The organism is Sinorhizobium prairiense, assembly GCF_029201645.2.
GTDB lineage: Bacteria > Pseudomonadota > Alphaproteobacteria > Rhizobiales > Rhizobiaceae > Sinorhizobium > Sinorhizobium meliloti_A.
This window is the reverse complement of sequence record NZ_CP104132.1, coordinates 311497-337646: the sequence shown is the minus strand read 5'-3', so window position 1 is coordinate 337646 and position 26150 is coordinate 311497. Positions and strand designations below refer to the sequence as shown.

The following is a 26150-nucleotide window of genomic DNA, read 5'->3' as shown; positions in this document are numbered from 1 at the left end:
CGTCGTCATTCTAGTAACCGGGGCAAACGGAAGAGAATTGCGATGTGTCTCACCTGAGGGCCGACCGCTTGGAGCTGGAAACTGTTCCAACTCTGAAAGGTGGCATATCTGCGAGAGCAGCCGGATATTGGCCGAAGGCTCAGGCTTTAAAACTCGGACCTGGGGCAGCGCAAAAGCCGATACCCACTGTTCAGTGCTCCATGAATGCCATGGTCAAAATTCGGTCTTCCGTCATGTCGGCTCGGTCGACGACGCCGGCGAGCCGTCCCTTGGAGAGAACGGCGACGCGATCACACAGCGCCAGGATCTCCGGCACCTCCGACGAAGCGATGAGGACGGTCAGCCCCTTTTCCGCTTCCCGGGCGACGATGTCGTAGAGCTCGGACTTCGCGCCGACATCCACTCCGTGCGTGGGCTCGTCCAGGAGCAACAATCGCGGTTCGGCCATCAGGGCGCGGGCGAAGATCGCCTTCTGCTGATTGCCGCCCGAAAGCGTCGAGATCGGTTGCGTGTCGCGAACCATGCGAATGCCGAGCGTTTCGCGATAGAACGCCATACGCCCGGCCTCTCCTGCCCGATCGGAGAACAGGCCCTTCGAAAAACGGCGCAGGCTGCTGATCGCGGCATTGTCGCGCACCGAATGCTGCGGCAGGATGCCTGCCGTCTTGCGGCCTTCCGGCACGAGCGCAATCCCCGCCTTCACCGCCTCGCTCGGGTCGGCGAAGGCCACCTTTTCTCCGAACAGCGAGATGTCGCCGGCCTTTGGCCGGTGCACCCCGTGTATAAGCTCCAGCAGCTCGGTGCGGCCGGCACCGACGAGACCGAACAGGCCGAAGATTTCGCCTTTGCGAATGTCGAGGCTGATGTCGTCCAGCAGACGATCGTCCGACAATCCCGCGACCGACAGCGCAGGCGTCCCGCTTGCAAGGGAACGCTGCCTGTACTGGTAGATGGCGGGCTTCCCCGTCATGTCCTTGATCAGCTGCTCGCGGCTCGTTTCGCCGGGGCGTCGCTCGCTGACGATCGCCCCGTTCCGCAGCACGACGACACGGTCGCAAAGGGCCATCGCCTCCTCGAGGCGATGCGTGATGAACATGATGGCCGCTCCTGCCTCCCGCGCCTCGCGGACATAGGAGAAGAACCCGGCGACCTCGTGCGGCGTCAGGGATGACGTCGGCTCGTCGAGGATCAGCAGCCGTGGCTTTCTTGCCGCCGCCTTGGCGATCTCGACCAGCTGCTGTTCACCCGCCCGCAGGGTCCCTGCTTCCCGGTCCGGCTGGATGTGACCGGCACCGACCCTTTGAAGCAGGGCACGGGACGCGTGCTGCATCAAGTCGATATCGACGAGGCCCATACCGGTCCGCGGCATCCGACCGAGATGCAGGTTCTCGGCGACGCTCAGCGCGCCGACGACCGACAGTTCCTGATGAACGAAGCTGACGCCCGCTTCGATGCCTTCCGACACCGAACCGAAACGGACCGACAGGCCGTCCATTTCGATCGTGCCGCCGTCGGCCTGAAGGCCGCCGGAGAGAATATGCATCAGCGTCGATTTGCCGGCGCCGTTTTCACCGAGCAGGCCCACGATCTCACCCGCCCTCAGGTCGAGGTCGACCGAGTGAAGTACGGAATTGCCCGAGAAACTCTTGGCAATCCGGCGCGCGCGAAGGAGCGGCACGGAGACGGCGCGCGCGGCTTCTGCGCCGGGCGTAGCCGCCGCGCGCGGGCTGTTACTTGGCGTCATCGGGCGTCAGCAGCTTTCCGGTCACCGGGATGACCTTTGCGGGCGGCTCCTGGCCGGCGACGATATAGTTGTAGAGCATAACGCTCGAATCGAGCGCCTGCTGGTACGGCGCCTGGTCGAGCAGGCCGACCATCTCACCGGTTTTCAGGTACTGGATATTGTCGGGCGTATGGTCGAAGCCGACGACGCCGACCTTGCCGGTCAGGTTGAGATCCTTGACGGCCTTTGCCGCACCGAACGGCCCGCCGGCGGTCACGTAGACCATCGAGAGATCCGGATTGGCGGTCATCATGTCCTGAACGAGCGAATAGGCCGACTCCGCCTTGTCCTTGTTCTCGAAAGGACCGACGATCTGAATGTCCGGGGAGTTCGCCTTCAGATATTCCAGCGCGCCGTTCATGCGCTGCGTGTGCTGGGTGGCGCCGAAATAGCCGGTGATGACGCCGAGCTTGCCCTTTCCGTTCATCTTCTTGGCGATGAATTCGCCGATCTGCTTGCCGGCCGAGGTCGCATCCTGGCCGATGAAGGCAAGGCGCTGCGATTCCGTCGCACCTTCCGCAATGATGTTGAAGACCGGCACGCCCTCTTCCGTGGCTTCGTTGATAATGCGCGCCGTGCCGTCGAAGATCGGCACCACGACGATGCCGTCATATTTCTTGGCGAGTGCGCCCTCGATGCCGGCGACGACCGCCTCGGCGGAGAGCTCGTCCCCGAGATCGACGAAATCGACCTTGGCGTCGTATTTCGACAGATAGTCGTTCGCCGCCCTCGCCCCTTCCGTGACCGGGGTCCAGAACGGATTGTTCTGAAACGACAGGAACGCGATCCTCACCGGCCCCTTGGTGTTTTCCACCGCGGCGACGGTGCCGCCCTGCGGTGCTTCGCCCGCCAGCGAAGGCAATGTGACCGCCGCAACGGCCGCAGCGGCAAAGGCCATGGTTTTAAGTCTCTTGAGCAACATGCTTGTCTCCTCCGATAAATGATCAGTCGTCGTCGCCGCCGCGCTGCAGCCCGTCCAGCCCGACGGCGAAGATGATGACGAGCCCCTTGGTGACGACCTGCCAGTAGGCAGAGATGCCGAGGAGCACAAAAGCGTTGTTGAGCAGCGCCATGAGCAAGGCGCCGATGACCACGCCGAGGATCGAACCGCGGCCGCCGCTCAATGCGGTGCCGCCGAGGATCACGGCGGCGATGACGTCCAGCTCGTATCCCATGCCGAGATTCGGGTCGGCGCTCGCCAGGTTGCCCGCGAGGATGAGCCCGCCGAGCCCTGCCAGCAGGCCGCACAGCGCGAAGACGAACAGCCGGGTCGAGCGCAGGTTCACGCCGGCAAGACGGGAGGCCTTGGGATTGTCGCCGATCGCATAGATTTCCCGGCCTGTGACGGTCCGGCTGGCGAATACATGGACGATCATGGCGAGCACGATCATCAGCAGGAAGGACACGGGTATGTCGAAGATGCGCCCCGCACCGACGAGCTCGGCAAAGCCGCCAAACGATACAGGGATGCCGCCGGTCATGAGGAGCGCGATCCCGCGCGCGATCGAGAGCGTGCCGAGCGTGGCGATGAAAGGATTGATTTTCAGCCGCGTGTAAAGAAGTCCGTTGGCAAGACCGCAGGCGAGTCCGGTCAGAATGCCGCCGAGGAGGCCGACGGTCTCGCTGCCGGTGTCGCGCATCAGCACGGCTGCGACGACAGCGGAAAGACCGATGACCGAACCCACGGAAAGATCGATCCCGCGGGCGATGATGACCAGGGCCTGCCCCAAGGCGACGATCGCCACGACCGAGGCCTGGCGGCCGACGTTCAGCAGGTTGCGCGGTTCCAGGAAATAATCGCTGGCGAATGTCAGATAGAGCGCCACGACGGCGAGCATGGCAAGCACCGATGCTTCGCGATGCCGGCCCAGTCCTCGTGCGAAGGTCAATGCTGACTGCATGGTCATCACCGCCTTTCGAAATTGGGGGCGCGCTTCTCCTTGAAGGCCGCCCGGCCCTCGGCCGCGTCCGCAGTCGCAAAGCAGATCGTCTGCAGATCGCGTTCGTATTCGATAGCCTTGTCGAGCGGCATCGAAACCGCCGCCTTGAGGTTGGCCTTCGCCGTTTCCGCCGCGATCGGTGCCCGCGAGGCGATGATTTCGGCGATCGCGCGGGCACGTTCCAACAGGTCGGTCTGGGGAACGACCTCGCTGACCAGCCCCCAGGCAAGCGCCTTGTCCGCCGATATCGGGTCGCCCGTCATCAGCATGAGCGCGGCATTCGAGGCGCCGATGGAATGCATCAGATGTGCCGCCATGCCGCCGCCGCCGATCCATCCGAGCTTGATCTCCGGCGCCGCGAACTGCGCGTTTTCCGAGGCGATCCGGATGTCGCAGGACATGGCCGTTTCCAGGCCGCCACCGAAGGCATAGCCGTTCACCGCGCAGATCGTCGGCTTGAGAAGCGCGCGGAACGCATCGCAATAGTCGGGCCGATTGCGGAACTGCCAGGGCGTCCGGTAGGTGTCGAGCTCGCGGATATCGGAGCCGGCGCAGAAGGCTCGATCACCGGCGCCGGTAAGGATGACGCAGCGAATGCGGTCGCTGTCGTTGCTTTCCTTCACGGCCTCGACGATCGCATCGGCCATTTCCGGCGTCACGGCATTGAGCTTTTGGGGCCGGTTGAGGGTTATCGTGGCGATTGCACCGTCCACGGCATAGAGAACGTCGTCGGTCATTTACCTACCTTTCGCCACCGGCTTTGCGATGGCTTGCATAGAGGGCCTGCAAGCTTTCGAGCACGCCGTCGGCCGGCGCCTTGTCCTCGAAGGCCTGCCGCAGAAGCGCCGAGGCCTTGCCCTGGAAGGCGATGTAGCCGTCGTGGCGCGGGCGCACATAGGCCTGCTCCAGCGTATCGGCCGTGTTTTCGTAGAATCCGCCCCAGCGGGCGTTGACGCGTGAATCATGCCAGGCCTCGCGCCGAGACGGCTGGCCGTCATGGGCAGGGATGAAATCGACCTGGGCCTCGCGGCTCATCAGCCACAGCAGGTGTCGCTTGAGAGCCGGCGTGATTTCGCAGCGCCGCGAGATGCCGATTCCCGTACCGCCGAGCGTCGAACCCGGCCGCCCGCCGGGGATGCGGCGCGGCGCGTCGTGGAAGGCGACCTGATGCCCCGTCTGCGGCGCGGCGTAGTTCACGTAACCGTAGACCAGCGGGCAGAGCACGACGTCGTCGTTCGACGCCATGTGATCGAGGATCCCGATCGGGTTCCGGTCGCGCACAGACCGCGGACTGCGGTTTGCGAGATCGCGCATCAGTTCGTAAACCGGGCGCCCGACGTGCCGGGAGACGAGGACCTCCGGATCCGTCTCCGCCGGAGGGTCGCCGAAGGCCGCGGCTATCGAGAGGAACGAGAGCGCCGCGTGCGGACCGGCGAGCGACAGCGCCACCTTGCCGGTGGTCCGGGAGAGCGCCACGACCTCGTCCCAAAGCTCGGGCACCGGTGCCTCGAGAAGATCGGCCCGCGCGGCCATCACCTGCGTGGCCGCATCGAGCGGCAGCGCCCAGTGAGCGCCGCCGAATCGGTAACTCCGCAAGGAGGGACCGATGCTCGCCGCCTCGAGCGCCTGGACGGTCGCATCGCCGAACACGTCCTCGAGAGACCGCAGGCAATTTCCGGCCAGAGCTTCCCCGACGTGCGGATGATCGAGAACCACGAGATCGTAGCGCGCGCAAAGATCGGCGATCGGATGGGATTCGAAGCCTTCGAGCGGCTGCTTCTCCCAATCTATGGCGAGCCCCCATTCTGCAAGTTCAGGGCGCGCGGCGGCAGCCGCAAGCGCGTTGTAGCCGCGTGGATGATCCCATGTCAGAGCCTTCAGCCGTTGCATCGTCAGACGTCCTCGACGGCAATGGCACCGGCGGCTTCGAGTGCGGCGATGCGAGCCTCGTCATAGCCCGCGTCCTTCAATATCTCGCGTGTATGCTGACCGACGATCGGCGCCCCGCGGTCGACGGTCGAGGGGGTCTTGGAGAACCTGATCGGAAACCCGGGCGTCTTGACGCGGCCTTCGGTCGGATGGTCATATTCGACGAAGGTACCGTTGTGCCTGATCTGCGCGTCCTCGACGAGGTCCGCATAGCCATAGACCGGGCCGCACCAGATGTCTGCCGCACGAAGCCGTGCCAGCCACTCCTCGGAACTTTTCGTCTTCAGCTTCTCGCGTGTCTTGGCGAAGATCTCGTCCCGCCTGGTCCAGGTGTCGACTTCGTCGTCCATGGTCAGGAAGCTTTCCTCGCCGATCACCTCTCCCAAGGTCTTGAGCTTGGGAAACGCGACGATGATGAAACCATCGCTGGTGGCGAAAGCGCCGTAGGGTGCGCGGATGTAGACATGGGCGTGCGGCTCGGCCGAGCGCTTCTGCGGTTTCTGGCCGATCGTGAAGACAGAGAGCTCCTGCATCTGGATCGTGGTGATCGCATCCAGCATATTGACCTGCACGAGCTGTCCCTCGCCGGTCCGCTCCCGGTGAAAGAGAGCTGCCAGGGCGCCTTCGAATGCGTTGTAGGCGGTGATGGCGTCGACCAGATATTGCCCCGCCGCCGTCGGCGCCTCGCCTTCGCGTCCCGCCGAAAGCATTGCGCCGGACATGCCCTGGAGAACGAGATCCTGTCCGGGCCGATCGATATAGGGTCCATCTTCGCCATATCCCGACATCGACACATAGACGAGGCGCGGATTGATGCGGGAGAGCGTGTCGTAATCGACGCCGAGACGTTTCGCGACGCCCGGACGGTAGTTCTGCAGGAAGATGTCGGCCGTCTTCACCAGGTCGAGAAGAACCTCTTTGCCCTCCGGCGACTTCAGGTCGACGGCGAGCGAGCGCTTGTTGCGATTGAGCGACAGGAAGGAGACGTTGACCCTGTTGCCTCCGGCTCCCCCCGCGGCGACGTGGCGCTGCCACTCGCCCGTCACGGGCTCGACCTTGATCACGTCGGCGCCGAGGTCGCCGAGACGCTGTGCCGCAAACGGACCCGCCATGGCGATCGAGCAATCGAGGACGCGAAATCCGCTGAGAATTCCCATTCGTTCAGTTCCTTATGTATTCAAGCGGTCAGTGCATCACCCAGCCGCCGTCGACGTTCAGGGTCTGGCCGGTGATGAAGCCCGCAGAGTCGGAGATCAGGAAGGTGAGAGCGGCAGCGATGTCGGCCGGGCGACCACGGCGTTTGACCGCCTGGTGGTCGAGCACGAAACGCGTATAGCCTTCCGGATCCGGATGGATCTTTTCGGCATCCGTCGGGAAAGCGCCGGGCGAGATGGCATTGACGGTGATGCCGTAGCCACCGAATTCGCGCGCCCAGGCGCGCGTCAGCCCGACGAGGGCGCCCTTGGACTGCACATAAGGGGCGAGATTCGCCCACCCGCCGGACAGGGTGACGCTGGCGATATTGACGATCCGGCCCCAGCCCCGCTCGCGCATATACGGCAAGGCCGCCTGGACGCAGACGATGCCGGCATCGACATTGATCCGCTGCACGCGCTGGAAATCCTCGATCGAATACTCTTCGAACGGCCTCGACGGATAGATCGCGGCATTGTTGATCACCACATCGAAGCCGCCCGCCTTCGCAGCAGCCTGGTCGAGCGCGGTGCGCAGGCCGCTCAGGTCGGCGAGGTCGATCGCCCGCACCGTGAGACCGCCGAGCCCTTCCCTTTCCGAAGCATCCACGAGCGCGCGCGTCTTTGCCTCGTCGTTGTCGATGGCCACGACGCGTGCGCCGGCACGGAGAAAACTCAGTGTCGTCTCCGCTCCCAGGCCGCCGGCCGCACCCGTATAAAGGATGACCTTGCCGGCGATCGACATTCCGGGGACGACCTCCCCGGCGGTCAAAGGTCCGGCAATCATCGCCGTCCTCCGATGGGCAAGTGATTGCCGGTCGGCCGGGGAAACGCGTCGACGGGTTGTTCGGCGAGGCTGCGGATCCGCCTCTCGCTGGCTGCTATCGCATCCGCATCGGGAAGGATCCGGAAGGTGGTGTCATATCTCCGTTCGTCACCATGCTCGAGCCGGATCAGTTCGCCGCGCTCGCGCGCAGCACCGTGGCCGAGGACGTGATTGGTCGACGGCTCTATGCCGAGCGCATACTGCCCGGCTTGCAGGTTCTGCCATTCGTACATGCAGGGAAACTGGTCCTTGCGGGTGACGACTTCGAAGCCGATGCCGAGCGCATCGTTGACGAGCGCAACCGGAACCCGGCCATCGTCGTCCGCGGCCATTTCGTGCTGCCAGACCTGCTCGTGGAAATTGAGCTGCGGAGCCGGCAACGTATGGTAGCCGACACCCTGCTTCTCGTAGTCGGCGCCGGCATGAGCGGCCCAGACGACCTCCTTGATGGGCGCCAGGTAGCGGGAATTTTCCGCCAGGACCGGATGACCGACGTTGATGTGGTAGCAATACATGTGCGGAGTGCGGTAGAAGCCGCGATTGACCACCCGGTCGGTGAGCCTGATCTCGTTGGTGCCCGCCTTGATTTCGATGCGGCGCACGAGGTCGAGATGCTCTCCGAACACCGTACCCTGGGTGACGACACCCTCGCACCAGAGGATGCAGTCGTCGCCCCTCCATTCCTCGCCATAGCCCGTGAGCCTTGCAGGAATCGTTCCGATCCGGCCGTGCAGCGAATGGCTGACGGTCTTGCGCGGGCCGTAGACATAGGTGTCGCCCGGCTCGTCCGCCATGAACAGGATATGGTCGAGACCGCAGGTCACCATGAGTCCCGAGAAGGAGCGCAGCCAGGAAAGACCACCCTCGCCTTCATATTCATGCAGGCCGGGATGCTTGAAGCCGGCCGGGGAGTTCCATCCGATCGCCATGCCGCGAAATTCGCAGTCGGCGATATCGAGGGCGCGGTCGACGAGCACGGTGAAGCGCAATCCCGTTCCGCTGCGGAATTCCAGCATGCGGATGCCGCGCTCGACGCCGTCTTCGAGCGTCATCAGGCGCACGCCGGCAAATTGCGAAAAAGACCCGGCCCTGGCGGCGATGTCGCGGCGCGACATCGCCTTCCCGTAGAGTTCGACCATGTGGATGTTCCTGTCGTATGCCCGGCTCGGGCATTCCTTTCATGCCTTTGGTAGACGCGGCCGGACCCGTGCCCGGCCGGTCCGGTGATCAGAGGCCGAGCGCCCGAAGCTTCCCGTCGAGGAACCTCTTGGCGCGCGGCACATCGCTTTCGTCGAGATGCTCGATGATGACGGGTATGTTCGGATGCTTCTTCGAAAGCCGCTGGAGATAGAGATCGTAGTTCAGCGAGCCGAGGCCCGGTGCCGGAAGCTCGATCTCGCCCACGCCGCGGAAGGTATGGCTTTCGAGCGCGTCCTCATCACCAATATCGGCATGCTTCTCCGTCTTGTCGTCGCCCGAACGCTTGACGTCCTTGGCATGGGCGATCTTGATCCTGTCCTGCAGGGTGTCGAAGACCTGGTTCAGGATCTCGTCCATGCGGCCGATGTTGTGCGCCTCGAAGTAGTTCGTGGGATCCATCAGCAGACCGAGACCGGGGTGATCCACCTGGGCGAACATCTTCACGGTCTCCTCGACCGAGCCGACGACGTTGTTCACGTAGGTTTCGAGGAGGAAGACGGCACCATGATCATAGGCGTGCTGGGCAAGATCGGCGATGACCTTGCGGCACTCCTCGAAGCCTTCTTCGGTCTTGTTCCTCGGGTGATGCACCCAGTCCGACTCCGTGTTGTAGGTGCCGGTTTCCGAGATGACATAGGGCGTGCCGAGATACTGGGCGTGGCGGATGATCTCCTTGAGGTAACCGACGCGACGCTCGCGCTCTGCCCTGTCCGGATGGATGATGTTGGTGTAGCCCGAAATGCAGGAGATCGGCAGATGATGATCGCGGAAGGTCTCGCGGATCCGGATGCACTTCTCCCGCGTGATCTGGCCCGCGGACAGCTCGACATCCTTGAAATGCATGTCGAGCTGAACGGTATTGAAGTCGAGCGCTCTTATTTTTCTCGCCGTCTCTTCCAGGCTGTCTGGGAAATAGCCCGTAAAAATGCCGGTTTGCATCATGATTGAAATTCCTCCCTTGCAATCAGTCGACCGAGATCTCGGAAAGCTTGACCGTTCGTGCCTCGGCGATGGAGCGGTAGCCCGCCTCCACCAATGCGACGGTTTTGACGTTGTCGGCCACGGAGAGCGCCGGGGCTTCGCCGGATTTCAGCGCATATTGCAGCTGTTCCATCACCCCGATGAAGGCATGGGGGAACCACATGGTCTCCCATTCCGGGCTGACCCACTTTCCATCCGTCGTCTTTTTCGACGCGTATGAGAGCGTCGAGGGCGAGCCGTCCGGCCAGCCGATCGTGCCCTGCGCGACGCCTTCCGTGCCCTCGACCCGCCACTTGATGTAGATGTCGCTGTCGAACCCCTCCTCGCGCGGGCCGGACCAGACGTCTTCCATGGAGACGGCGAGAACGCCGTTGGGGAAGGTGAGCGTCGAGACCGTGATCCCGTCGGTATGGGCAAATTCGGTGCGTGGATCCGGCCGGGTGACCGTCGTGATCGCGTCCGGTTCGCCGAACAGGAAACGCAGCACGTCGAGGTGATGCACGCTCATATTGGCGAGGGTCAGCCGGTCGTATTCCTCAAGGAAACCTTGCCAGTGCGGAATCGCCCGCATCTCGATGGTCGCTATGACGACCGTGCGGAGCTCGCCTCTGTCGAGGATCTGCTTCAGAACCCGCATAGACTGGTCATAGCGCATATTCTGGTTGACCGAGAGTATCTTGCCGGCGCTTGCCGCCTCGTCCCGCAAGGCCTTCGCTTCGTCCAGCGTGAGCGCCAATGGCTTCTGCGCGAGGATTGCCTTGATATGCGGCTGCGCAAGTGCTTCGCGGATCAGCGCCGGCTGCTGGTCCGGCGGAAAGGCAATGTCGAGGATCTCGACGTTCGCATCGGCGATCAAAGCGGAAGGCGTCGCATGAACGGCGGGAATTTCCCAACGGGCGGCGACGGCCTCTGCCCGTTCCTGCGTGCGTGAGGCGATCGCAGCGACGGGAAAGCCCGCCTGCCGATAAGCGGCCAGATGACATTCGGCCATGATCATGCCGGCTCCGATGCAGCCGATCTTGTATTCTTTCACCCGCACCGGCGGGTCAGGCACGAAGCCATTGGCAGCGCTCACGAAACTCCTCCCATTCACCTCGCCGGCGGCGCCGCACTCCCGTAGCGGCAAAATTGCGGCCGGCGACTTGTCCGGTTCCATTCTTCCCCGGCACCAAGTCGAGCGGGATACTCATTCCGATACGCATCAAAGTCAACATCATTATCAATCTTTTTACATCATTTTTTTAGTCTTTATGATGTACCTCCCCAACCCTCCATTGTGCCGGCCTGCGGCATGATCGATATTTCAGTGGAAAACCGGGCATTTCTCCTACCCCCTTGTCGCGACGGCCCGGCTCCCTCTTGTTTCTTGGCCAGGAAGGATTACATCAAAACACATCATTTTAAGCGAAGAGGCGGCTTTGCGATCCACACTGACTGATATCGCCCGGGAGGCTGGCGTTTCGAGCGCGACCGTCGATCGCGTCCTTAACAATCGCAGCGGCGTCAAGCACAGGACGCGCGAAATCGTCATGGATGCCGCCCGGCGTCTGGGCTACCTCAGCCCCGCCGCGCACAACGCCTCCGCGGAAGGGCGCGTGCGCCTCGACTTCGTGCTGCCGGCAGGCACCAATACCTTCATCGCCAACCTTCTCCGGCAATTGCAAAGCCAAGGCACGGCCAGACCTGATCTCGACGTGCGCGTCCACTCCATCGAAGGGTTCAATCCGGACACGCTCGCCGGCACCCTTCAGGAATTGAGGGGCGAGACCATGGGCGTGGGCGTAATCGCCTTGGACCATCCGACGGTCAGAGAGGCAATGCGTTCACTCGCCTCTTCGGGAGTGCCGATCGTAACGCTCGTATCCGACATCCTGCACGTACCGCGCACCGGCTATATCGGCATCGACAATCGCGCGGCCGGAAGGCTCGCAGGATACCTGCTCGGACGTTTTCTCGGCCGAGAGACGAAGGGTAAGATCGCGCTCTTCGCCGGCTCTCTCTCCTACCGAGGCCACGAGGAACGGGAGATGGGCTTTCGTCACATCATCGCTGACGAGTTCCCCGCCCTCGAAATCGTCGAGTTGCGCGAGATCCGGGATGACCGCGAGCGCGCCTTCGAAGAAGCCGCTGCATTGTTGAAGCGTCACCCGGACCTGGCGGGCATCTACAATATAGGTGCCGGTAACTCCGGTATCGGCCAGGCCTTGGCCGAGGCCGGAAAGGCCGAAAGCATCATATTCGTCGGTCACGAGCTGACCGAGCACAGCAAGAGGCTGTTGCTAAACGGCGTCATGGACGCAGTGATAGACCAGAATCCGCGGGTGGAAGCCCGCGAGGCGCTTTCGATGCTGGACTGCGCCGTGCGGGGCAAGCCAATCGACTATCATCCGCCGCGTCTGCAAGTGATCTTCCGGGAAAATATACCCGAGACCTGACGGCGGCGCGGCCGACGCGACCGGTTGCAAATCGCGCTCACGTGACTACCTTCAACCGGGCAGCCTCCCTTGGTGACAGGGAGAGAGATGACCGGGAGCAAATCATGTGCCGAAACATAAAACCCCTGTTCAATTTCGACCCGCCGGCGACGGATGAGGAAATCCGTGACGCGGCGCTGCAGTTCGTGCGCAAGCTGAGCGGAACGACCAAGCCGTCGAAACGCAATGAAGTCGCCTTCGAGCGCGCGGTCGATTCGATCGCGGCATGCGCCCGCGAACTTCTGGACGCGCTGGAAACGTCGCAGCCTCCGCGCAATCGTGAGGAAGTCGCGGCAAAGGCGCGCGAGAGATCGGCGATGCGGTTCGCTTGAGCCTATGATCGACCGCTCGCTTGCCCCGCACGGATGTCGCGTTTCTCGTCAGACGGTCACGACGATTTTGCCGAACTGTTCGTTGGACTCCAGAAAACGATGCGCCTCGACGACCTGATCGAACGGGAACGTCCTGGCAATGACGGGTCTCAGGGCACCCGCCTCCAGACCTTCCAGGATGAATTCCTTGGCGAGCTCCAGGCGTTCCGGATCGGCGAGCAGTTCATGGACCAGGTAACCACGCAGCGTCAGTGATTTGCTCAGCACGTCAAACAGCGGGAACGGGGTCTTTTCCGGGCTTAGCCCGCCATACTCGACAAGTATGCCGCCCGGTGTCATCGCGGCCGTCAACGGTTCGAAGATCGGGCCGCCGACGGGATCGAACACGACACGTATTCCCCGCTGTCCGGAAACGCTTTTCAGCTGCGCTTCCAAGTCCTCCTCCAGGGAGGCGACGACATGCGCCGCGCCGGCCTCCAACAGGCGTTGCCGCTTCGCGGAGGTCCGGGTGACGGCTACCGGTATGGCGCCGACCCTGTTGGCGATCTGGATTGCGGCAAGCCCGACACTGCTCGATGCCGCGGTAATGGCGACGAAATCTCCCCTGCGAAGCCCTCCGATATCGACCAGGCCGCCGTAAGCGGTGAGATACTGCATCCACACAGCGGCCGCCTCTTCAAAGCTCAGCGACGGCGGATGCCTGACGAGGAGTGCGGCAGGAAATACCGCAAGTTCCCCATAGGCGGGCCACCGGATCATCGATTTCGGCGGCAACAGGCTGACCGGATCGCCGGGAGCGAACCCTTGAACGCCCGGGCCGATCGTTTCCACAAAGCCTGCTGCCTCAAGGCCGAGGCCGGACGGAAAAACTGCCGTTTCGATATAGGCGCCCGCGCGGAGCAAGGCCTCGGCCCGGTTGAGGCCCAACGCCCTGACGCGAATGCGAACCTCATGGGGCCCGGGCTCCGGCACATGCACCTCTTCGATCCTCAGTACCTCCGGACCACCCAACTCGTGAAAGCGAACGACGCGCGCCATAGCAAGACTCCAAAACAAATGTATTGAATGAGCTATGACAGCAGTGGTTCACTCGATAAATGGAGAGAAAGGCAGAACAGTAGAAACGGAGAGTTTTCGATATGGATCGCCTGACCAGCATGGCTGTATTCGTCAAAGCGGTCGATCTCGGCTCGTTCGCCGCCGCAGCGGATGCTCTTGGACTATCCGGGCCGATGGTCGGAAAGCATGTTCGATCGTTGGAGGATCGGCTTGGCGTGCAGCTTATCAGCCGCACCACGCGCCGACAGAGCCTGACGGAGTTCGGTCATGTCTATTACGAACGCTGCCGGGTGGTGCTCGCCGAAGCGCAAGCTGCGGATGCGCTTGCGGCCGATCAGCTTTCCGAACCCCGGGCAAACTGCGCGTGACGATGCCGGTCCATTTCGGCCGGCACTGCGTCACCCCGGTGTTGCTGGAACTCGCCCGAAAATACCCCGCGCTGGAACTTGACCTCTCGTTCAACGACCGCATCATCGACCTTGCCGAAGACGGTTATGATCTCTCTATCCGCACGGGCGTCTTGCAGGACAGGGCGGGATTGATTGCGCGTCGTGTGGCACGCCAGCCGATGATCGTGTGCGCCTCGCCCTCTTATCTGGAGTTGCATGGCTATCCGCAGACGCCGGAGGATCTGGCGCAGCACTCGGCAGTCGTATATCGCCGGTCCGGGCCGGTCCCGTCCTGGCTTTTCCCGGGGCCGGGGCAATCTTCATCGGAGGTGACCCCGCTCCACCGGTTCCGTCTCGACGATCTCGATGCGATCGCTGACGCCGCCGCACGAGGGCTGGGGCTTGCATGGCTTCCCTTCTGGCTGGTGCGGAGGCGGATCGAGTCGGGCACGCTCGTCCGCCTTCTGCCGGAGCAGCAGCCGTTTCAGTATGATTGCCATGCAGTATGGCTGCAGACGCCGCACCTCCCGCTCAAAGTTCGCGTTGCCGTCGATGCCTTGGCGGCGCAACTGCCGAGTTTCATGAACCTGAAATGAGAGTTGCTCACCACGCTCCGTTGCAGGGCGCCTCCCGACAGGAACTGGTGGGAGAGAGCGTTGAAAACCTCCGATATCGCCGCTCTTGGAGCGCACGGAAGGCAGTCTCACGCCGAACAAGGCTCATGCCGGAATGACTGCTATGCGGGCCGGCTCGTTTCCTCCGGATCGAGAGCCCGCAATCGAGCTTAATCGGCCCGCTGTTGCGTCGCGCGGAATACCGTCACCTGTCAACCGGAGACGCAGGCTGCGGAGGCGCGGCCCGTCACCCGCGCAGGCCCGGGGCCTCTTGCCCGGTGCGCTCCACATATTCGCTGTAACCACCGCCGTATTGATTGATCCCCTCAGGCGTAAGCTCCAAAACGCGATTGGACAGTGCCGACAGGAAACGACGATCGTGCGAAACGAACAGCATCGTGCCCTGATAGGCCGAGAGCGCCTTGATCAGCATTTCCTTCGTATCGAGGTCGAGATGGTTGGTCGGCTCGTCGAGGACGAGGAAGTTCGGCGGGTCGAACAGCATTGCGGCCATTACAAGCCGCGCCTTCTCACCGCCGGAGAGCACCCGGCATCGCTTCTCGACGTCATCGCCGGAAAAGCCGAAACAGCCGGCCAGCGCTCTAAGCGGCGCCTGTCCGGCCTTGGGGAAGCGGTCCTCCAGCCATTGCAGAATGGTACTCTCGCCGTCGAGCAGATCCATGGAATGCTGGGCGAAATAGCCGACCTTCACGCTGGCGCCGAGTGAGACGCTGCCCTTGTCCGGGTTGGTCGTGCCGGTGACCAGCTTGAGCAATGTCGATTTGCCGGCGCCGTTGATGCCCATGATGCACCATCGTTCACGCCGGCGCACCATGAAATCGAGGCCGTCATATATCGTCCGGCTGCCATAGGTCTTGTGGACGCTCTTGAGGTTGACGACGTCTTCGCCGGAGCGCGGAGCCGGCAAGAACTCGAAGGCGACGGTCTGGCGACGACGCGGCGGCTCGACGCGGTCGATCTTTTCAAGCTTCTTCACCCGGCTCTGAACCTGCGAGGCGTGCGAGGCACGGGCCTTGAAACGTTCGATGAACTTGATCTCCTTGGCGAGCATCGCCTGCTGGCGCTCGAACTGAGCTTGCTGTTGTCTCGCGTTCAACGCACGCTGCTCTTCATAGAAGCCATAATCGCCGGCATAAGTCGTCAGCGCGCCTCCGTCGATCTCGATGATCTTGGTGACGATTCGGTTCATGAACTCGCGGTCGTGCGACGTCATCAAGAGAGCGCCGTCATAGCCTTTCAGGAAGTCCTCCAGCCAGATCAGACTTTCGAGATCGAGATGGTTGCTCGGTTCGTCGAGCAGCATGACGTCCGGCCGCATCAGAAGGATGCGGGCGAGCGCCACGCGCATCTTCCAGCCGCCCGACAGTTTGGCGACGTCGCCGTCCATCATCTCCTGGCTGAAACTGAGGCCGGCGAGAACCTCGCGAGCACGTCCCTCGAGCGCATAGCCATCGAGCTCTTCGTATCGCGCCTGCACCTCGCCGTAGCGCTCGACGATCGCATCCATTTCATCCATGCGATCCGGATCCGACATGGCCGTCTCGAGCTCACGCAGCTCCGCCGCCACGGCGCTGACCGGGCCTGCCCCTTCCATCACCTCGGCGACGGCCGACCTGCCGGCCATCTCGCCGACATCCTGATCGAAATAGCCGATGGTCATGCCCTTCTCCACCGAGACCTGCCCCTCGTCGGGCAGTTCCTGACCGGTGATCATCCGGAAGAGGGTTGTTTTTCCCGCTCCGTTCGGCCCGACGAGCCCGATCTTTTCGCCGCGGTTCAACGCTGCCGAAGCTTCGATGTAGAGTATGCGGTGACTGTTGGACTTGCTGATATTTTCGATGCGGATCATGCGGAGAACGGCCTATCTGGTTGCGGGCACCCCTATGCCACGGGTTGGTGTAGCTGTCACGCCGGCCGGACGCATCTTCTTCTCGGCGAGGCTATGCCCCGCACGGCGGCTCCCAACCTGCGAACGCATGGTAGACGCCGCTCCCCTCGCCTCGCTGGCGTGAGCAACCTACAGGTCTAGACCACCTGGTCTGACCCACCCCGACCATCAGGCCGAATTAAGGTGTTAACCCGGACGAGCTATAAGCGCACCTGCGGATCAGATCTCGGCGCATCGCACGCGGGTACTGACCTGACTTCAACTCCGATGGCCTGGGAAAACGATGCCTGCAACCACGACTTATGCAACGACTGGTAACGCCTATGTCAACGGTCTCCTCGGCGACTGGAAATGGGGGATCAAGGACTTCACGTTCAGTTTCCCGACCAGCGCTTCATTCTACGGCTCCGGTTACGGCAATGGCGAGCCGCTGAAGGGCTTTGCCGTCTTGAACGCCGCACAGCAGGCCGCCACGCGAGCAGCCCTCGATCAGTTTTCCTCCGTCGCCAACGTGACATTCACCGAGGTCACGGAGAGTGCGACCAAGCATGCCGATCTCCGCCTCGCCTCGTCCGACGCTCCGAGCACCGCCTGGGCCTATTTCCCCTCGACCGCGGCAGAAGGCGGCGACGCGTGGTTCAACAAGTCGTCCGGCCACTACAGCCGACCGGTCAAGGGAAACTATGCCTATGTGACATTCCTTCACGAGATCGGCCACGCGCTTGGACTGGAACACGCCCATGAGGGCAACGTCATGCCCGTGAATCGCGACTCGATGGAATACACGGTCATGAGTTACCGTTCCTATGTCGGTGCCTCGACCACGACCGGTTACACCAACGAGACCTGGGGATACGCGCAATCGCTGATGATGTACGATATCGCCGCCTTGCAGCATATGTACGGCGCGGATTTCACCACCGAAAGCGGAAACACGACCTATCGCTGGAGCCCGACGTCGGGCGAGATGTTCATCAATGGTATCGGTGAGGGTGCCCCTGGCGGCAACAAGATCCTGCTTACCGTATGGGACGGCGGCGGAACGGACACCTACGATTTCTCCAATTATACGACTGCACTGAAGGTCGATCTGCGCCCGGGCGAATGGACGACCACCTCGGCCGCGCAATTGGCGAAGCTGCATTATAACGGTTCAAAGGTGGCGATCGGCAATATTGCCAACGCTCTACAGTTTCAAGGCGACGCCCGCTCCCTCATCGAGAACGCGAAGGGTGGCACAGGCAGCGACACGATCACCGGCAATGCCGCTGCAAATGCTCTTTGGGGTAACGGCGGCAACGACAGGCTGATCGGCGGCGATGGCAACGACAATCTTTTCGGCGGTGCGGGCGCCGACCGGCTCGACGGCGGCAATGGCACCGATCTGGCGAATTACTCGAATGCCACAGCCGGCGTCGTCGCAGATCTTTCCTCGCCCGGTTCCAACACGGGGGAAGCGGCGGGCGATACATATGTATCGATCGAGCGGCTCTACGGTTCAGCCTTCAACGATACCTTGCGCGGAGACAACCGCGCTAACCTCCTGAACGGCCTTGCAGGCAACGACGTGCTGAATGGGCGTGACGGCAACGACACCCTGATCGGCGGTAACGGCGCCGATCGGCTGATTGGCGGCGGCGGTGCGGACACCTTCGTCTTTCAGACGACCGCACAATCGGCGCCGGCTGCCAGAGACGTGATCGATGATTTCGCGTCCGGCATTGATCGGATGGATTTGCGTTCAATCGACGCGAACAGCAATGCCATCGGAGACCAGGCATTTCTATTTATCGGCAGCAGTGCGTTCCACGGCAAAGCGGGTGAACTTAACTTCAGGAGTGGGATAGTCTCCGGTGACGTCAATGGCGACGGCCTTGCAGATTTTCAAATCAAGGTGATGAATCTTTCGGCTCTTTCCGGAAGCGATTTCCTGCTGTGAGGGGGTTGGAAAAGCCATGAGCGAATGGATCGATTTTGAGCGCTGGCCAGATTGCAAGCGCATGGAGCGGCCCGGGATCGTCTTCGAGGTCACCAACGGAGATCAGACCCTGCTGACCGACTGCGTCGTCCCGCTGCCGTTGCCGTCTGACTGGGCTGTTCAGCCCCTGCGCTTTCGCGCCGTGCCGCAGCCTCGGCCTCGGCACTCTTCGCCGTTACCGAAGCCGGCAGGTCCGCAGCAGTAAACACCACGCCGACCAGGCGGCCGGTCGGCGGCCTGATCGATCAGGCGCATCATCGATGCCTCACCCCTTGCGGCATCGAAGCGCCATGGAAGTGCTGCGCCGCAGCTATTAGACTCGTCGGATAATACGCGGTAGCGATGGTCGCCGCTGGCGGCCCACTCTCGCGCCGATCAGGTGAGTCCAACCACGCTGCTGGGAGGATTGATGAACACTCTCCCCGGCACCTCGCTCACGGTGGCGGTTGCGGCTGCAAACTCGCGCCCTCCGTTCTACAGCAGCTTCTTGCCACGCAACCGGCTGCCCGGCCTTTGCCCAGCTCCAGATGATGCCGCCGTATGGCAGGTAGAGCACAGCACCTGCGTGATTGCCTCCGATTACCGTTTTCACCGGTTTCGGAGTCCTCGGACACGGACTTGAGATGGCCCGTGCGTGTCAGCTTTCCCGGTCGGCGGCGATTGTTCCCCGCGGGGAACGTTTGAAAAGCCCTGCGGCCTAATCTGGTCCGGTTAAGCGAGGCCTCGCAGCGTCAGGAGTGGCGGAAGTTATGTGCTATATAGCTTCCGTAAGGCTTTTTAGCCATTGTATTTCAATGGCTTACCCAGACCGTCAAAACACCCAGAAGGACCCGTCAGCCAGCACTTAGAGCGTACCCTAAGTCCGCCGGCTCACGCAAACTGTATTTTCCGGCTGCCAATGCAAGGTCTTTCATACGTTTTAGCGACTTTGTCATGAAGCAGAGCGGGAGTCCTTCAGAGGAGACCCATCACGAGAGGTCTCTACAGCACAAGCCTGCTTTGTCGAACTCAGCCTTGCCTCGATCCCGCTCTCCACCCACCCGACGACACCCGGAATGCTGATGGCATATTTGTCTCTCGCTCACTCGACCATCTGCTGGAAGATAAGCTTCGATGCAGCTAGATCCGATCGCCATGCGGTTCTGCGCTAAGGATGCGCATCCAGCCGTGCACCCCCGCCATCCGTGACGCCCTCCCCTCCCCCAGGCAGGGCACGAGCCGACCAACGTCCCTTCGCAAATGCTTGAAGCTTCACGGGGTCGATCAGCGGAGATCCTTCACGGAAGGTCAAAAGCAAAAGCCCGGTTGCGGGCCGACCGGCGCCAAGTGCAGCCGTCACCCACAGGCGTAGCCGAAATGGCTCCGAAAGTTCCCCGCGGGGAACCGAATGAATAGCGGCATCCGGCCGCATCTGAAGCGCTGCACGGCAGACCCGCGGCAAGGCCAGCCGAACATCCATTGGATCTCCGCCTCGCCGTAGGCCGCACAAGGTTTGTGCGGCCGCGAATGAATCCTCACCCAGGCCTGCGGGAACATGCCGTGGAAGTCGAGTTCCTCGGTGGTCGTCGAGCAAAGCGTGGCTGGCGGCAGCTCACACCCGCCGCAGATGGCCGCGTCAAGGGAGCACCGGTTAGCCCTCCGTCAAGTTCCCCGCGGGGAACGCCTGGCGTTTCGACCGCCAATTGTCTGAGGCAAGGGTCCAGACGGAAAGCATATTGCCGGAACAGTTCCTGACGACAGCCACAAGGCTCCTGCCCTATGCGGCGCACCATATATACGCCACCGGCAGCATGCAGCGCGCAACCGTCTCCACAATCCTAGTCTCGACGCGATCCTTGTCTCGTGTGGCGGGCGATGCATTGCGTGTCTCTCCAATAGTCCGTTCGCGCCAGGCCGCCGTCGCGTTCCCCGCGGGGAACCGTTCGGTGCAGTCGTCGCCCGCATGCATCCTACGAAGCTGGGGCAGGGGGTACGGGCGAACATCGAAAAGCCGGGCTTTTCCCATACATGCACATATGTGCCGCCTTTGCGGTCAGCCGGTACCGCCTCGCAGCTCTCGCCGTCCAGCCCGTTCCCCGCGGGGAACTCTGGCTGAGAGTTCACCAGGTCACCGTTCGAAGCAACGCTGGAGGCTCCGAACCGACCGCTCGCCGTGAACCACTGTCGCGGCTCAACATGCCCGCGTGGAGGCTCGAGAACCGCAGCGCGGGCGCTTCCCACCGGCACCAAGCGTCATCCACAGCGCGCATTGATGGCCATAGCCGAATCGGAGTACGTCTTAGTTGCGGAGATTTTTCGAATTTGCGTGTTTTCGAGTAGTTACGTGGCGGTTAGCAAACGGTTAACCACTTCACTGCTTATGTGACGGAAACGATCACCAGGGATTCTTCGATGACGCGACACCTAAGCAGCCTCGCTTTCATGGAAAACTTTTCCAGCAAGCTCGAAATGGCGCTGAACAACTTGAGCATGGCGCAATTTCCCCCGGATGCGCGCCGAACGATGCGCAAGTTCACCTCCACCGAAGTTGCCGCCCTGCTGGGCGTAACGGAGGCCTATATCCGCCAGGTTGCGGCCAAGGAACAGGGCCCCGAACCCGAAATCGCCAACGGACGGCGTTTCTACACGCTCGATCAGGTTCTTGAATTGCGCTTGGCTCTTTCGCAAAACGGCCGGAAGAAGTGGATGAACCCCCGCCGGACAGGCGACGAGCAATGCCAGATCGTTGCCGTCACCAACTTCAAAGGCGGCTCCAGCAAGACCTCCACGACAATCCATCTCGGCCACTATCTGGCACTCAGGGGCTATCGCGTGCTGGCCGTGGATCTCGACCCGCAGGCATCGCTCACCGCCCTTCATGGCAGCCTACCGGAATTCGACTACCGTGCGGGCGACACACTTTTCTCAGCCATTCGTTTCGACGATCCCGTCCCGACGAAGTCCATCATCCATAAGACCCACATCGTCGGTTTCGACGTCATCTGCGCCGGCCTCGAACTGACCGAATTCGAGACGGCCGTCGCGCTCGAGATGCGGCGATCCGCAGGAACGGGCTTCCTGCTTCGCGTTTCCCAAGCGCTTGAGCAGGTCGCCGAGGATTACGACTTCATCCTCATGGACTCGGCTCCGTCGCTGAACTTCCTGACGCTTTCGTCACTGACGGCTGCCACCGGCGTCATCATCCCGGTTCCTGCGCATATGCTGGATGTGGACTCCACGGCGAAGTTTCTGGAGCTTGCCGGGTCCTACATGCAGATCCTGAATGAGGTGGGCACGGCGGCTCAATGGGATTTCGCCAAGTTCCTGATCACCAAATTCGAGCCGAACGATCATCCTCAAGCCAACATGTCCGCGCTGATGAGACAGGTGTTCGGCGAGGACCTGCTCCTCAACTCGGTCATCAAATCGACGGCCGTGGCCGATGCACTGACTTGGAAGCAGAGCCTGTACGAGGTTCAGAGGTCCCGCTTCTCGGCTCCGAAAACCTACGACCGCGCCATCGAGTCGATCAACGCGGCCAATGCTGAACTCGAAGGCCTGTTCTGGAAGGCATGGGGGAGAGAATGAGCCGCAAGGATTCCAAAGGCCTTTTTGCCAATGTCCTCGGGCAGCTGGAGAATTCTGCGGAGACGGGCGGAATGCAGCGGTCCACGTCACCCCACCTTCTCAAAGTCGCCGCCGGCGTCCGCCAGATGCAGGAACGCAGCGAGCTTGCCGAACGACTTCTCAAGGATGGTGGCCAGATCGTCGAGATCGATCCGGACGAGATCATGGAATCCGCCATCCGGGATCGCTTCGATTCCGGCTACAGCGAAGCCAGCATCGCGGATCTGCTCGAGTCGATGCGTGAGCACGGGCAGAGTACTCCTGGCTTGGTCCGCCCGGTTCGAGGGGCCGCAAGGCCGTTCCAGATCGTATTCGGCCGCCGGCGGCTTGCCGCTGCCAAACTCCTCGGCATTAAGTTCAAGACGATTGCCCGGGAGCTGAGCGACGAAGAGGCGATCGTTCTCCAAGGGGAGGAGAACAGCAACCGCAAGGACCTGTCCTTCATCGAGCGGTGCCTATTTGCGCAGTCGCAGGAGGCTGCGGGTTATCGCCGCGACGTGATCTGCAAGTCGCTGAGCACCGGCAGGTCGCATATCTCAGAAATGATCCGGATAGCGGCAGCATTGCCGCGCGACATCCTGATGCAGATTGGTCCGGCCCCTGAAATCGGACGGCGCAGATGGGTGGAATTTGAGCTGCGCTGGGCGGCCCACAGAGAGCCCTCGAAGGTAGCGCAGTCGGTTCTGGAGAGAGACCAGATGCAGGCCTCATCCAGTGACGCTCGTTTCGCTGCAGTTTTTGAGGCGCTTGCCAAGGCGGATGCCAAGGCTGCAGCCTCTTCCGCCACGGCCGATCTGATCTCTCATGGCCTCGTGCTTGGCCAGATCCAACGCGGCAAGTCGGCTTCGAAGCTCACGTTCAACAAGTCTGTGCCGTCAGGCTTTGTCGATTTCATTGCAGGTCAGATCGAAAGCCTGCACGACCAGTTCATGCAAAAGCAGCATTCGAAACAAGGAGACTAACCCGCAAAAGAAAAAGGCCCCCAACGAACAAGCCGTGGAAGCCTTCCTCAGATTTGTAGCAAGATCGAGAATCGCATTTCCACGAATCACAGTCAAGAGTTCTTGGCACCGTTTTTGGTGAGCTGCTTTCTTTTGCCTTATCGAAGGTGAAGGAAAATGGAGAGTGGAAGTGTGACGACCCCCTTTGGGCGGCGGACGATGACTCTTGCCATGTTGGCAGGCCAGTTCATCTCCCGCGACATCGAACCTGGGAAGTCGGTCGACAAGTGGAAGCTGTTTCGCTCGCTTTGTGCGGCCAAACGCCGTCTGGGCATCAGCGACCGGGCGCTGGCCGTTCTGAACGCGCTGTTGAGCTTCTATCCCGAGAACACGCTGAGCGGAGAGACCGGTCTGGTCGTCTTTCCCTCGAACGTTCAGCTGTCGCTGAGAGCCCACGGCATGGCGGAGGCGACGCTAAGGAGGCACCTGGCCGCATTGGTCGAGGCAGGTCTTGTCGCTCGCAAGGACAGTCCGAACGGCAAGCGCTATGCCCGCAAGTCTCGTGATGGAGCGATCGGCACGGCGTACGGCTTTTCGCTCGCACCGCTCCTGGCTCGCTCCGGCGAAATAGAGCGGCTCGCTGCGGAGGCTGAGGCCGACCGGGTCGAGCTGCAACGGCTGCGCGAGCGGTTGACGCTCTGCCGCAGAGACATCGCCAAGCTGATAGACGTGGTGCTCGAAGAACTGCCCGGCGACTGGACGTCCATGCAGGAGAATTTTCGAAGCCTTGTCCAGGCTATACCGAGGGCGCCCGACATCGCTGACCTCACCCCTCTGGTAGAGGCGTTCGAAACGCTGCGCGAACATGTGGCTAACCAGTTGCAAAAGCGCGTAAAACCACAAGAGATGAGCGGCAATCCCGATCAAACTGAGCGGCACAAACAGGAATCAAAACCCGAATCTATTATTGAACTTGAACGTGGCTCTTCGAATGAGCGGTCAGACGGCCAAGCCATTGAACGGGCTCACGAGGCAAAAAGGGCCTTTCCGCTGGGAATGGTACTGAAGGCCTGCCCGGAAATCATGAACTACGGTCCTGACGGCACGGTGAAAAGTTGGCGCGACCTTATGATCGCTGCGGTTACGGTACGATCTATGCTTGGCGTTTACCCCTCGGCCTATCAGGACGCCTGCAAGGTCATGGGACCGGAAAACGCCGGCATTGCCGTGGCCTGCATTCTGGAGAGGGCAGGGCATATCAACTCCGCCGGCGGCTATCTGCGCGATCTGACCGCCAAGGCGCGGCAAGGGAAATTCTCGCTCGGCCCGATGCTGATGGCGTTGCTGAGGGCGAATGGCTCCGATCAGCCGAGGGTGTCGTGATCCTGACGGGCGGCCGCCGCGGGGAACACGATCGGCACGCGCATATTGCCGACCCGCATGGGCCGAGCGATCCCACTCGTGCGAAATAACCAACGGCATCCACTGTTGCCGCCTTCAACCGTGAGCGTCGGGCGTCCCCAATTTCGTCGGTGGCTTACTAGGAAAGTACGCCGGCCTCCTTGGCTACCTTCCAGTGAGATGCCTACATCCGGGTACAATTCCGGCGGTTTCGCAAACATGCCCGATACGTCGCGCAGGCACAACACACGTCGTCAAATGTCGCGATCGTGCGACGCAACCGAACGGAGTGTCTGATGACAACGCAGGAAAAGGTTCTCTACACCGGTAAGACCCATACGACCGGCGGCCGTGAAGGGTTCGCCCGCAGCGACGATGCCCAACTGGACGTCAGGCTTTCGCCCCCCGGCAGCGGCAAGGCCGGAACCAATCCTGAGCAGCTCTTCGCCGCCGGCTGGTCGGCCTGTTTTATCGGTGCACTGGGTCTTGCCGCGGCGAAGCGTACGTTGTCGCTCCCGGCCGAAACGGCAGTCGATGCCGAAGTCGATCTCGCCAAATCGGATGGCGGCTTTTTCCTTCGAGCCCGGCTTGCCGTCAGCCTGCCCGGCATCGACGCGGACCTTGCGCGATCGCTCATCGCCGAAGCGCATCAGACCTGCCCCTATTCAAAGGCAACGCGGGGGAACATCGAGGTCGATCTGACGCTCGCCTGACCGAGCTCGTGATTCAAGGAGGTTTAGATGAAGCGCTTCATAGTCGGCATACTGACATTCGCCGTTGTGGCAACGCCTTGCGCCTACGATATATTTTCGGCGGAGCCGTCGGCGCTGGCCGGACTCCTCGCGGCGTCTGTAATGCCGCTCTAACGGAGCGGATGCCGCCATTTCGCGGAGGGATCGGCTGCGAGACCAGCCGATCCTTCACACGTTCAGGCTTTCTGCGGTCGATCGGGTTCGCGTCTCATGGCAGTCTGGAAAATGGCCCAGCGGCTTTCGAACAGGCGAAGATTTTCGGCGTCCGGACACTCGGACCCGCAGAGACGGACACGATTATTCGCGCCTTCAAGCAAATCGACAAGGACGTGGCAAATCTCAATGGCAGACCCCGGCACGATGAGGCCCGCGGCCTGAGCCGATTTGATCGCCTGCACGACGGGCTCCAGTGCAGCACTCGACCACGCCGCCAACCTTTCCCGCAATGGCAAGGAAAACACGGCCTCGGCGGTAACCGACATATAGAAAGCGGAATAATCCCGGTCCGTGCCGAAGCGGAAATAGCTGAAAGCCATATCGCGCAACACTGCGAGAGGTGCATCACCCTGTCCCGCTGCGTCGGCAAGCGTCTTGCGAAAGCGGACGAGGTCACGTTCGACCACGGCTTCCAGAAGCGCCTGCCTGTTCGGATATCTCCGATAAAGCGTGTGTTTCGAGATTCCGAGCTTGGCGGCAATCTCTTCCATGGACGTGTTCGCAACCCCCTTGCGGGCAAAGGTCGAGCGGGCGCTATCCAGAAGACGGCGGGTCAGAGCCTCGGCCTCTTCCCGGGTGGGACGTCCGCCGCCACGTCTGCGAACGATATTCATCTATGTCCGACCC

At 62.0% G+C, this 26150-nt stretch carries 22 protein-coding genes and 2 pseudogenes; 11 read left to right on the top strand and 13 right to left on the bottom strand.

Annotation, left to right across the window (positions count from 1 at the left end):
- Positions 1 to 190: 190 nt before the first annotated feature.
- The 10 genes from N0Q91_RS21220 to N0Q91_RS21175 all read right to left on the bottom strand — a co-directional run bounded on the left by N0Q91_RS21220 (position 191) and on the right by N0Q91_RS21175 (position 10927).
- The gene (locus N0Q91_RS21220; protein WP_275598642.1) at positions 191 to 1744 is read right to left on the bottom strand and encodes a sugar ABC transporter ATP-binding protein; all 1554 of its coding nucleotides are present in this window, start codon (positions 1742 to 1744) and stop codon (positions 191 to 193) included.
- A complete protein-coding gene (locus tag N0Q91_RS21215) occupies positions 1731 to 2705 on the bottom strand; it encodes a sugar ABC transporter substrate-binding protein (RefSeq protein WP_275598641.1) in 975 nt (324 codons plus the stop codon). Before N0Q91_RS21215 ends, N0Q91_RS21220 begins: the two co-directional genes overlap by 14 nt.
- A gap of 22 nt (positions 2706 to 2727) precedes the next feature.
- On the bottom strand, positions 2728 to 3690 hold the full coding sequence (locus N0Q91_RS21210; RefSeq protein WP_275598640.1) for an ABC transporter permease: 963 nt from the start codon (positions 3688 to 3690) through the stop codon (positions 2728 to 2730).
- Entirely contained in the window at positions 3690 to 4460 is a 771-nt protein-coding gene (locus tag N0Q91_RS21205; protein ID WP_275598639.1) for an enoyl-CoA hydratase/isomerase family protein, read from the bottom strand. Before N0Q91_RS21205 ends, N0Q91_RS21210 begins: the two co-directional genes overlap by 1 nt.
- A 4-nt stretch (positions 4461 to 4464) precedes the next feature.
- Positions 4465 to 5613, bottom strand: a complete 1149-nt coding sequence (locus N0Q91_RS21200; RefSeq protein WP_275598638.1) for a type 2 periplasmic-binding domain-containing protein — start codon at positions 5611 to 5613, stop codon at positions 4465 to 4467.
- 2 nt (positions 5614 to 5615) lie between these two features.
- Positions 5616 to 6809 carry a CaiB/BaiF CoA transferase family protein gene (locus N0Q91_RS21195; protein WP_275598637.1) on the bottom strand — a complete coding sequence of 398 codons (1194 nt, stop codon included), beginning with the start codon at positions 6807 to 6809 and terminating at the stop codon, positions 5616 to 5618.
- Positions 6810 to 6837: 28 nt separating this feature from the next.
- The gene (locus N0Q91_RS21190) at positions 6838 to 7632 is read right to left on the bottom strand and encodes an SDR family NAD(P)-dependent oxidoreductase (RefSeq protein ID WP_275598636.1); all 795 of its coding nucleotides are present in this window, start codon (positions 7630 to 7632) and stop codon (positions 6838 to 6840) included.
- Positions 7629 to 8810 (bottom strand): aldose 1-epimerase family protein, encoded by a 1182-nt coding sequence (locus tag N0Q91_RS21185; RefSeq protein ID WP_275598635.1) that lies wholly within the window; start codon positions 8808 to 8810, stop codon positions 7629 to 7631. The genes N0Q91_RS21190 and N0Q91_RS21185 overlap by 4 nt, the downstream gene beginning before the upstream one ends.
- An 88-nt stretch (positions 8811 to 8898) precedes the next feature.
- Positions 8899 to 9813 carry a sugar phosphate isomerase/epimerase family protein gene (locus N0Q91_RS21180; protein WP_275598634.1) on the bottom strand — a complete coding sequence of 305 codons (915 nt, stop codon included), beginning with the start codon at positions 9811 to 9813 and terminating at the stop codon, positions 8899 to 8901.
- 22 nt (positions 9814 to 9835) lie between these two features.
- On the bottom strand, positions 9836 to 10927 hold the full coding sequence (locus tag N0Q91_RS21175) for a Gfo/Idh/MocA family protein (protein ID WP_275598633.1): 1092 nt from the start codon (positions 10925 to 10927) through the stop codon (positions 9836 to 9838).
- Positions 10928 to 11270: 343 nt separating this feature from the next.
- On the opposite strand from N0Q91_RS21175, the gene N0Q91_RS21170 reads away from it, so the two are divergent.
- Entirely contained in the window at positions 11271 to 12287 is a 1017-nt protein-coding gene (locus N0Q91_RS21170; protein WP_275598632.1) for a LacI family DNA-binding transcriptional regulator, read from the top strand.
- Positions 12288 to 12391: 104 nt separating this feature from the next.
- Positions 12392 to 12658, top strand: a complete 267-nt coding sequence (locus N0Q91_RS21165; RefSeq protein WP_275598631.1) for a DUF2277 domain-containing protein — start codon at positions 12392 to 12394, stop codon at positions 12656 to 12658.
- A 48-nt stretch (positions 12659 to 12706) separates the two neighbouring features.
- Here N0Q91_RS21165 and N0Q91_RS21160 read toward each other — a convergent pair whose 3' ends face one another.
- A complete protein-coding gene (locus tag N0Q91_RS21160) occupies positions 12707 to 13696 on the bottom strand; it encodes a zinc-dependent alcohol dehydrogenase family protein (protein WP_275598630.1) in 990 nt (329 codons plus the stop codon).
- Between the two features lie 101 nt (positions 13697 to 13797).
- Here N0Q91_RS21160 and N0Q91_RS21155 point away from each other — a divergent pair.
- Positions 13798 to 14702 (top strand): annotated as a pseudogene (locus N0Q91_RS21155) (LysR family transcriptional regulator).
- A gap of 265 nt (positions 14703 to 14967) precedes the next feature.
- Here N0Q91_RS21155 and abc-f read toward each other — a convergent pair.
- Positions 14968 to 16590 (bottom strand): ribosomal protection-like ABC-F family protein, encoded by a 1623-nt coding sequence (gene abc-f, locus N0Q91_RS21150; RefSeq protein ID WP_275598629.1) that lies wholly within the window; start codon positions 16588 to 16590, stop codon positions 14968 to 14970.
- Positions 16591 to 16912: 322 nt separating this feature from the next.
- Here abc-f and N0Q91_RS21145 point away from each other — a divergent pair, with 322 nt between their 5' ends.
- The 8 genes and pseudogenes from N0Q91_RS21145 to N0Q91_RS21110 all read left to right on the top strand — a co-directional run bounded on the left by N0Q91_RS21145 (position 16913) and on the right by N0Q91_RS21110 (position 25421).
- Entirely contained in the window at positions 16913 to 18568 is a 1656-nt protein-coding gene (locus N0Q91_RS21145; RefSeq protein ID WP_275598628.1) for a M10 family metallopeptidase C-terminal domain-containing protein, read from the top strand.
- Between the two features lie 16 nt (positions 18569 to 18584).
- A complete protein-coding gene (locus N0Q91_RS21140; RefSeq protein WP_018096539.1) occupies positions 18585 to 18812 on the top strand; it encodes a hypothetical protein in 228 nt (75 codons plus the stop codon).
- A gap of 200 nt (positions 18813 to 19012) precedes the next feature.
- Positions 19013 to 19184: pseudogene (locus N0Q91_RS21135) on the top strand (selenide, water dikinase SelD); the annotation flags it as partial.
- 1814 nt (positions 19185 to 20998) lie between these two features.
- Complete coding sequence (repA, locus tag N0Q91_RS21130; RefSeq protein ID WP_100674083.1) at positions 20999 to 22174, top strand: plasmid partitioning protein RepA; 1176 nt, start codon at positions 20999 to 21001, stop codon at positions 22172 to 22174.
- On the top strand, positions 22171 to 23175 hold the full coding sequence (repB, locus tag N0Q91_RS21125) for a plasmid partitioning protein RepB (RefSeq protein ID WP_275598627.1): 1005 nt from the start codon (positions 22171 to 22173) through the stop codon (positions 23173 to 23175). Before repA ends, repB begins: the two co-directional genes overlap by 4 nt.
- 156 nt (positions 23176 to 23331) lie before the next feature.
- Positions 23332 to 24537 (top strand): plasmid replication protein RepC, encoded by a 1206-nt coding sequence (gene repC, locus N0Q91_RS21120; protein WP_275598626.1) that lies wholly within the window; start codon positions 23332 to 23334, stop codon positions 24535 to 24537.
- A 314-nt stretch (positions 24538 to 24851) separates the two neighbouring features.
- On the top strand, positions 24852 to 25268 hold the full coding sequence (locus N0Q91_RS21115) for an organic hydroperoxide resistance protein (protein WP_102762002.1): 417 nt from the start codon (positions 24852 to 24854) through the stop codon (positions 25266 to 25268).
- 27 nt (positions 25269 to 25295) lie between these two features.
- Positions 25296 to 25421 carry a hypothetical protein gene (locus N0Q91_RS21110; RefSeq protein ID WP_272939047.1) on the top strand — a complete coding sequence of 42 codons (126 nt, stop codon included), beginning with the start codon at positions 25296 to 25298 and terminating at the stop codon, positions 25419 to 25421.
- A gap of 62 nt (positions 25422 to 25483) precedes the next feature.
- Here N0Q91_RS21110 and N0Q91_RS21105 read toward each other — a convergent pair whose 3' ends face one another.
- The gene (locus N0Q91_RS21105) at positions 25484 to 26137 is read right to left on the bottom strand and encodes a TetR/AcrR family transcriptional regulator (protein ID WP_275598625.1); all 654 of its coding nucleotides are present in this window, start codon (positions 26135 to 26137) and stop codon (positions 25484 to 25486) included.
- Positions 26138 to 26150: the final 13 nt, after the last annotated feature.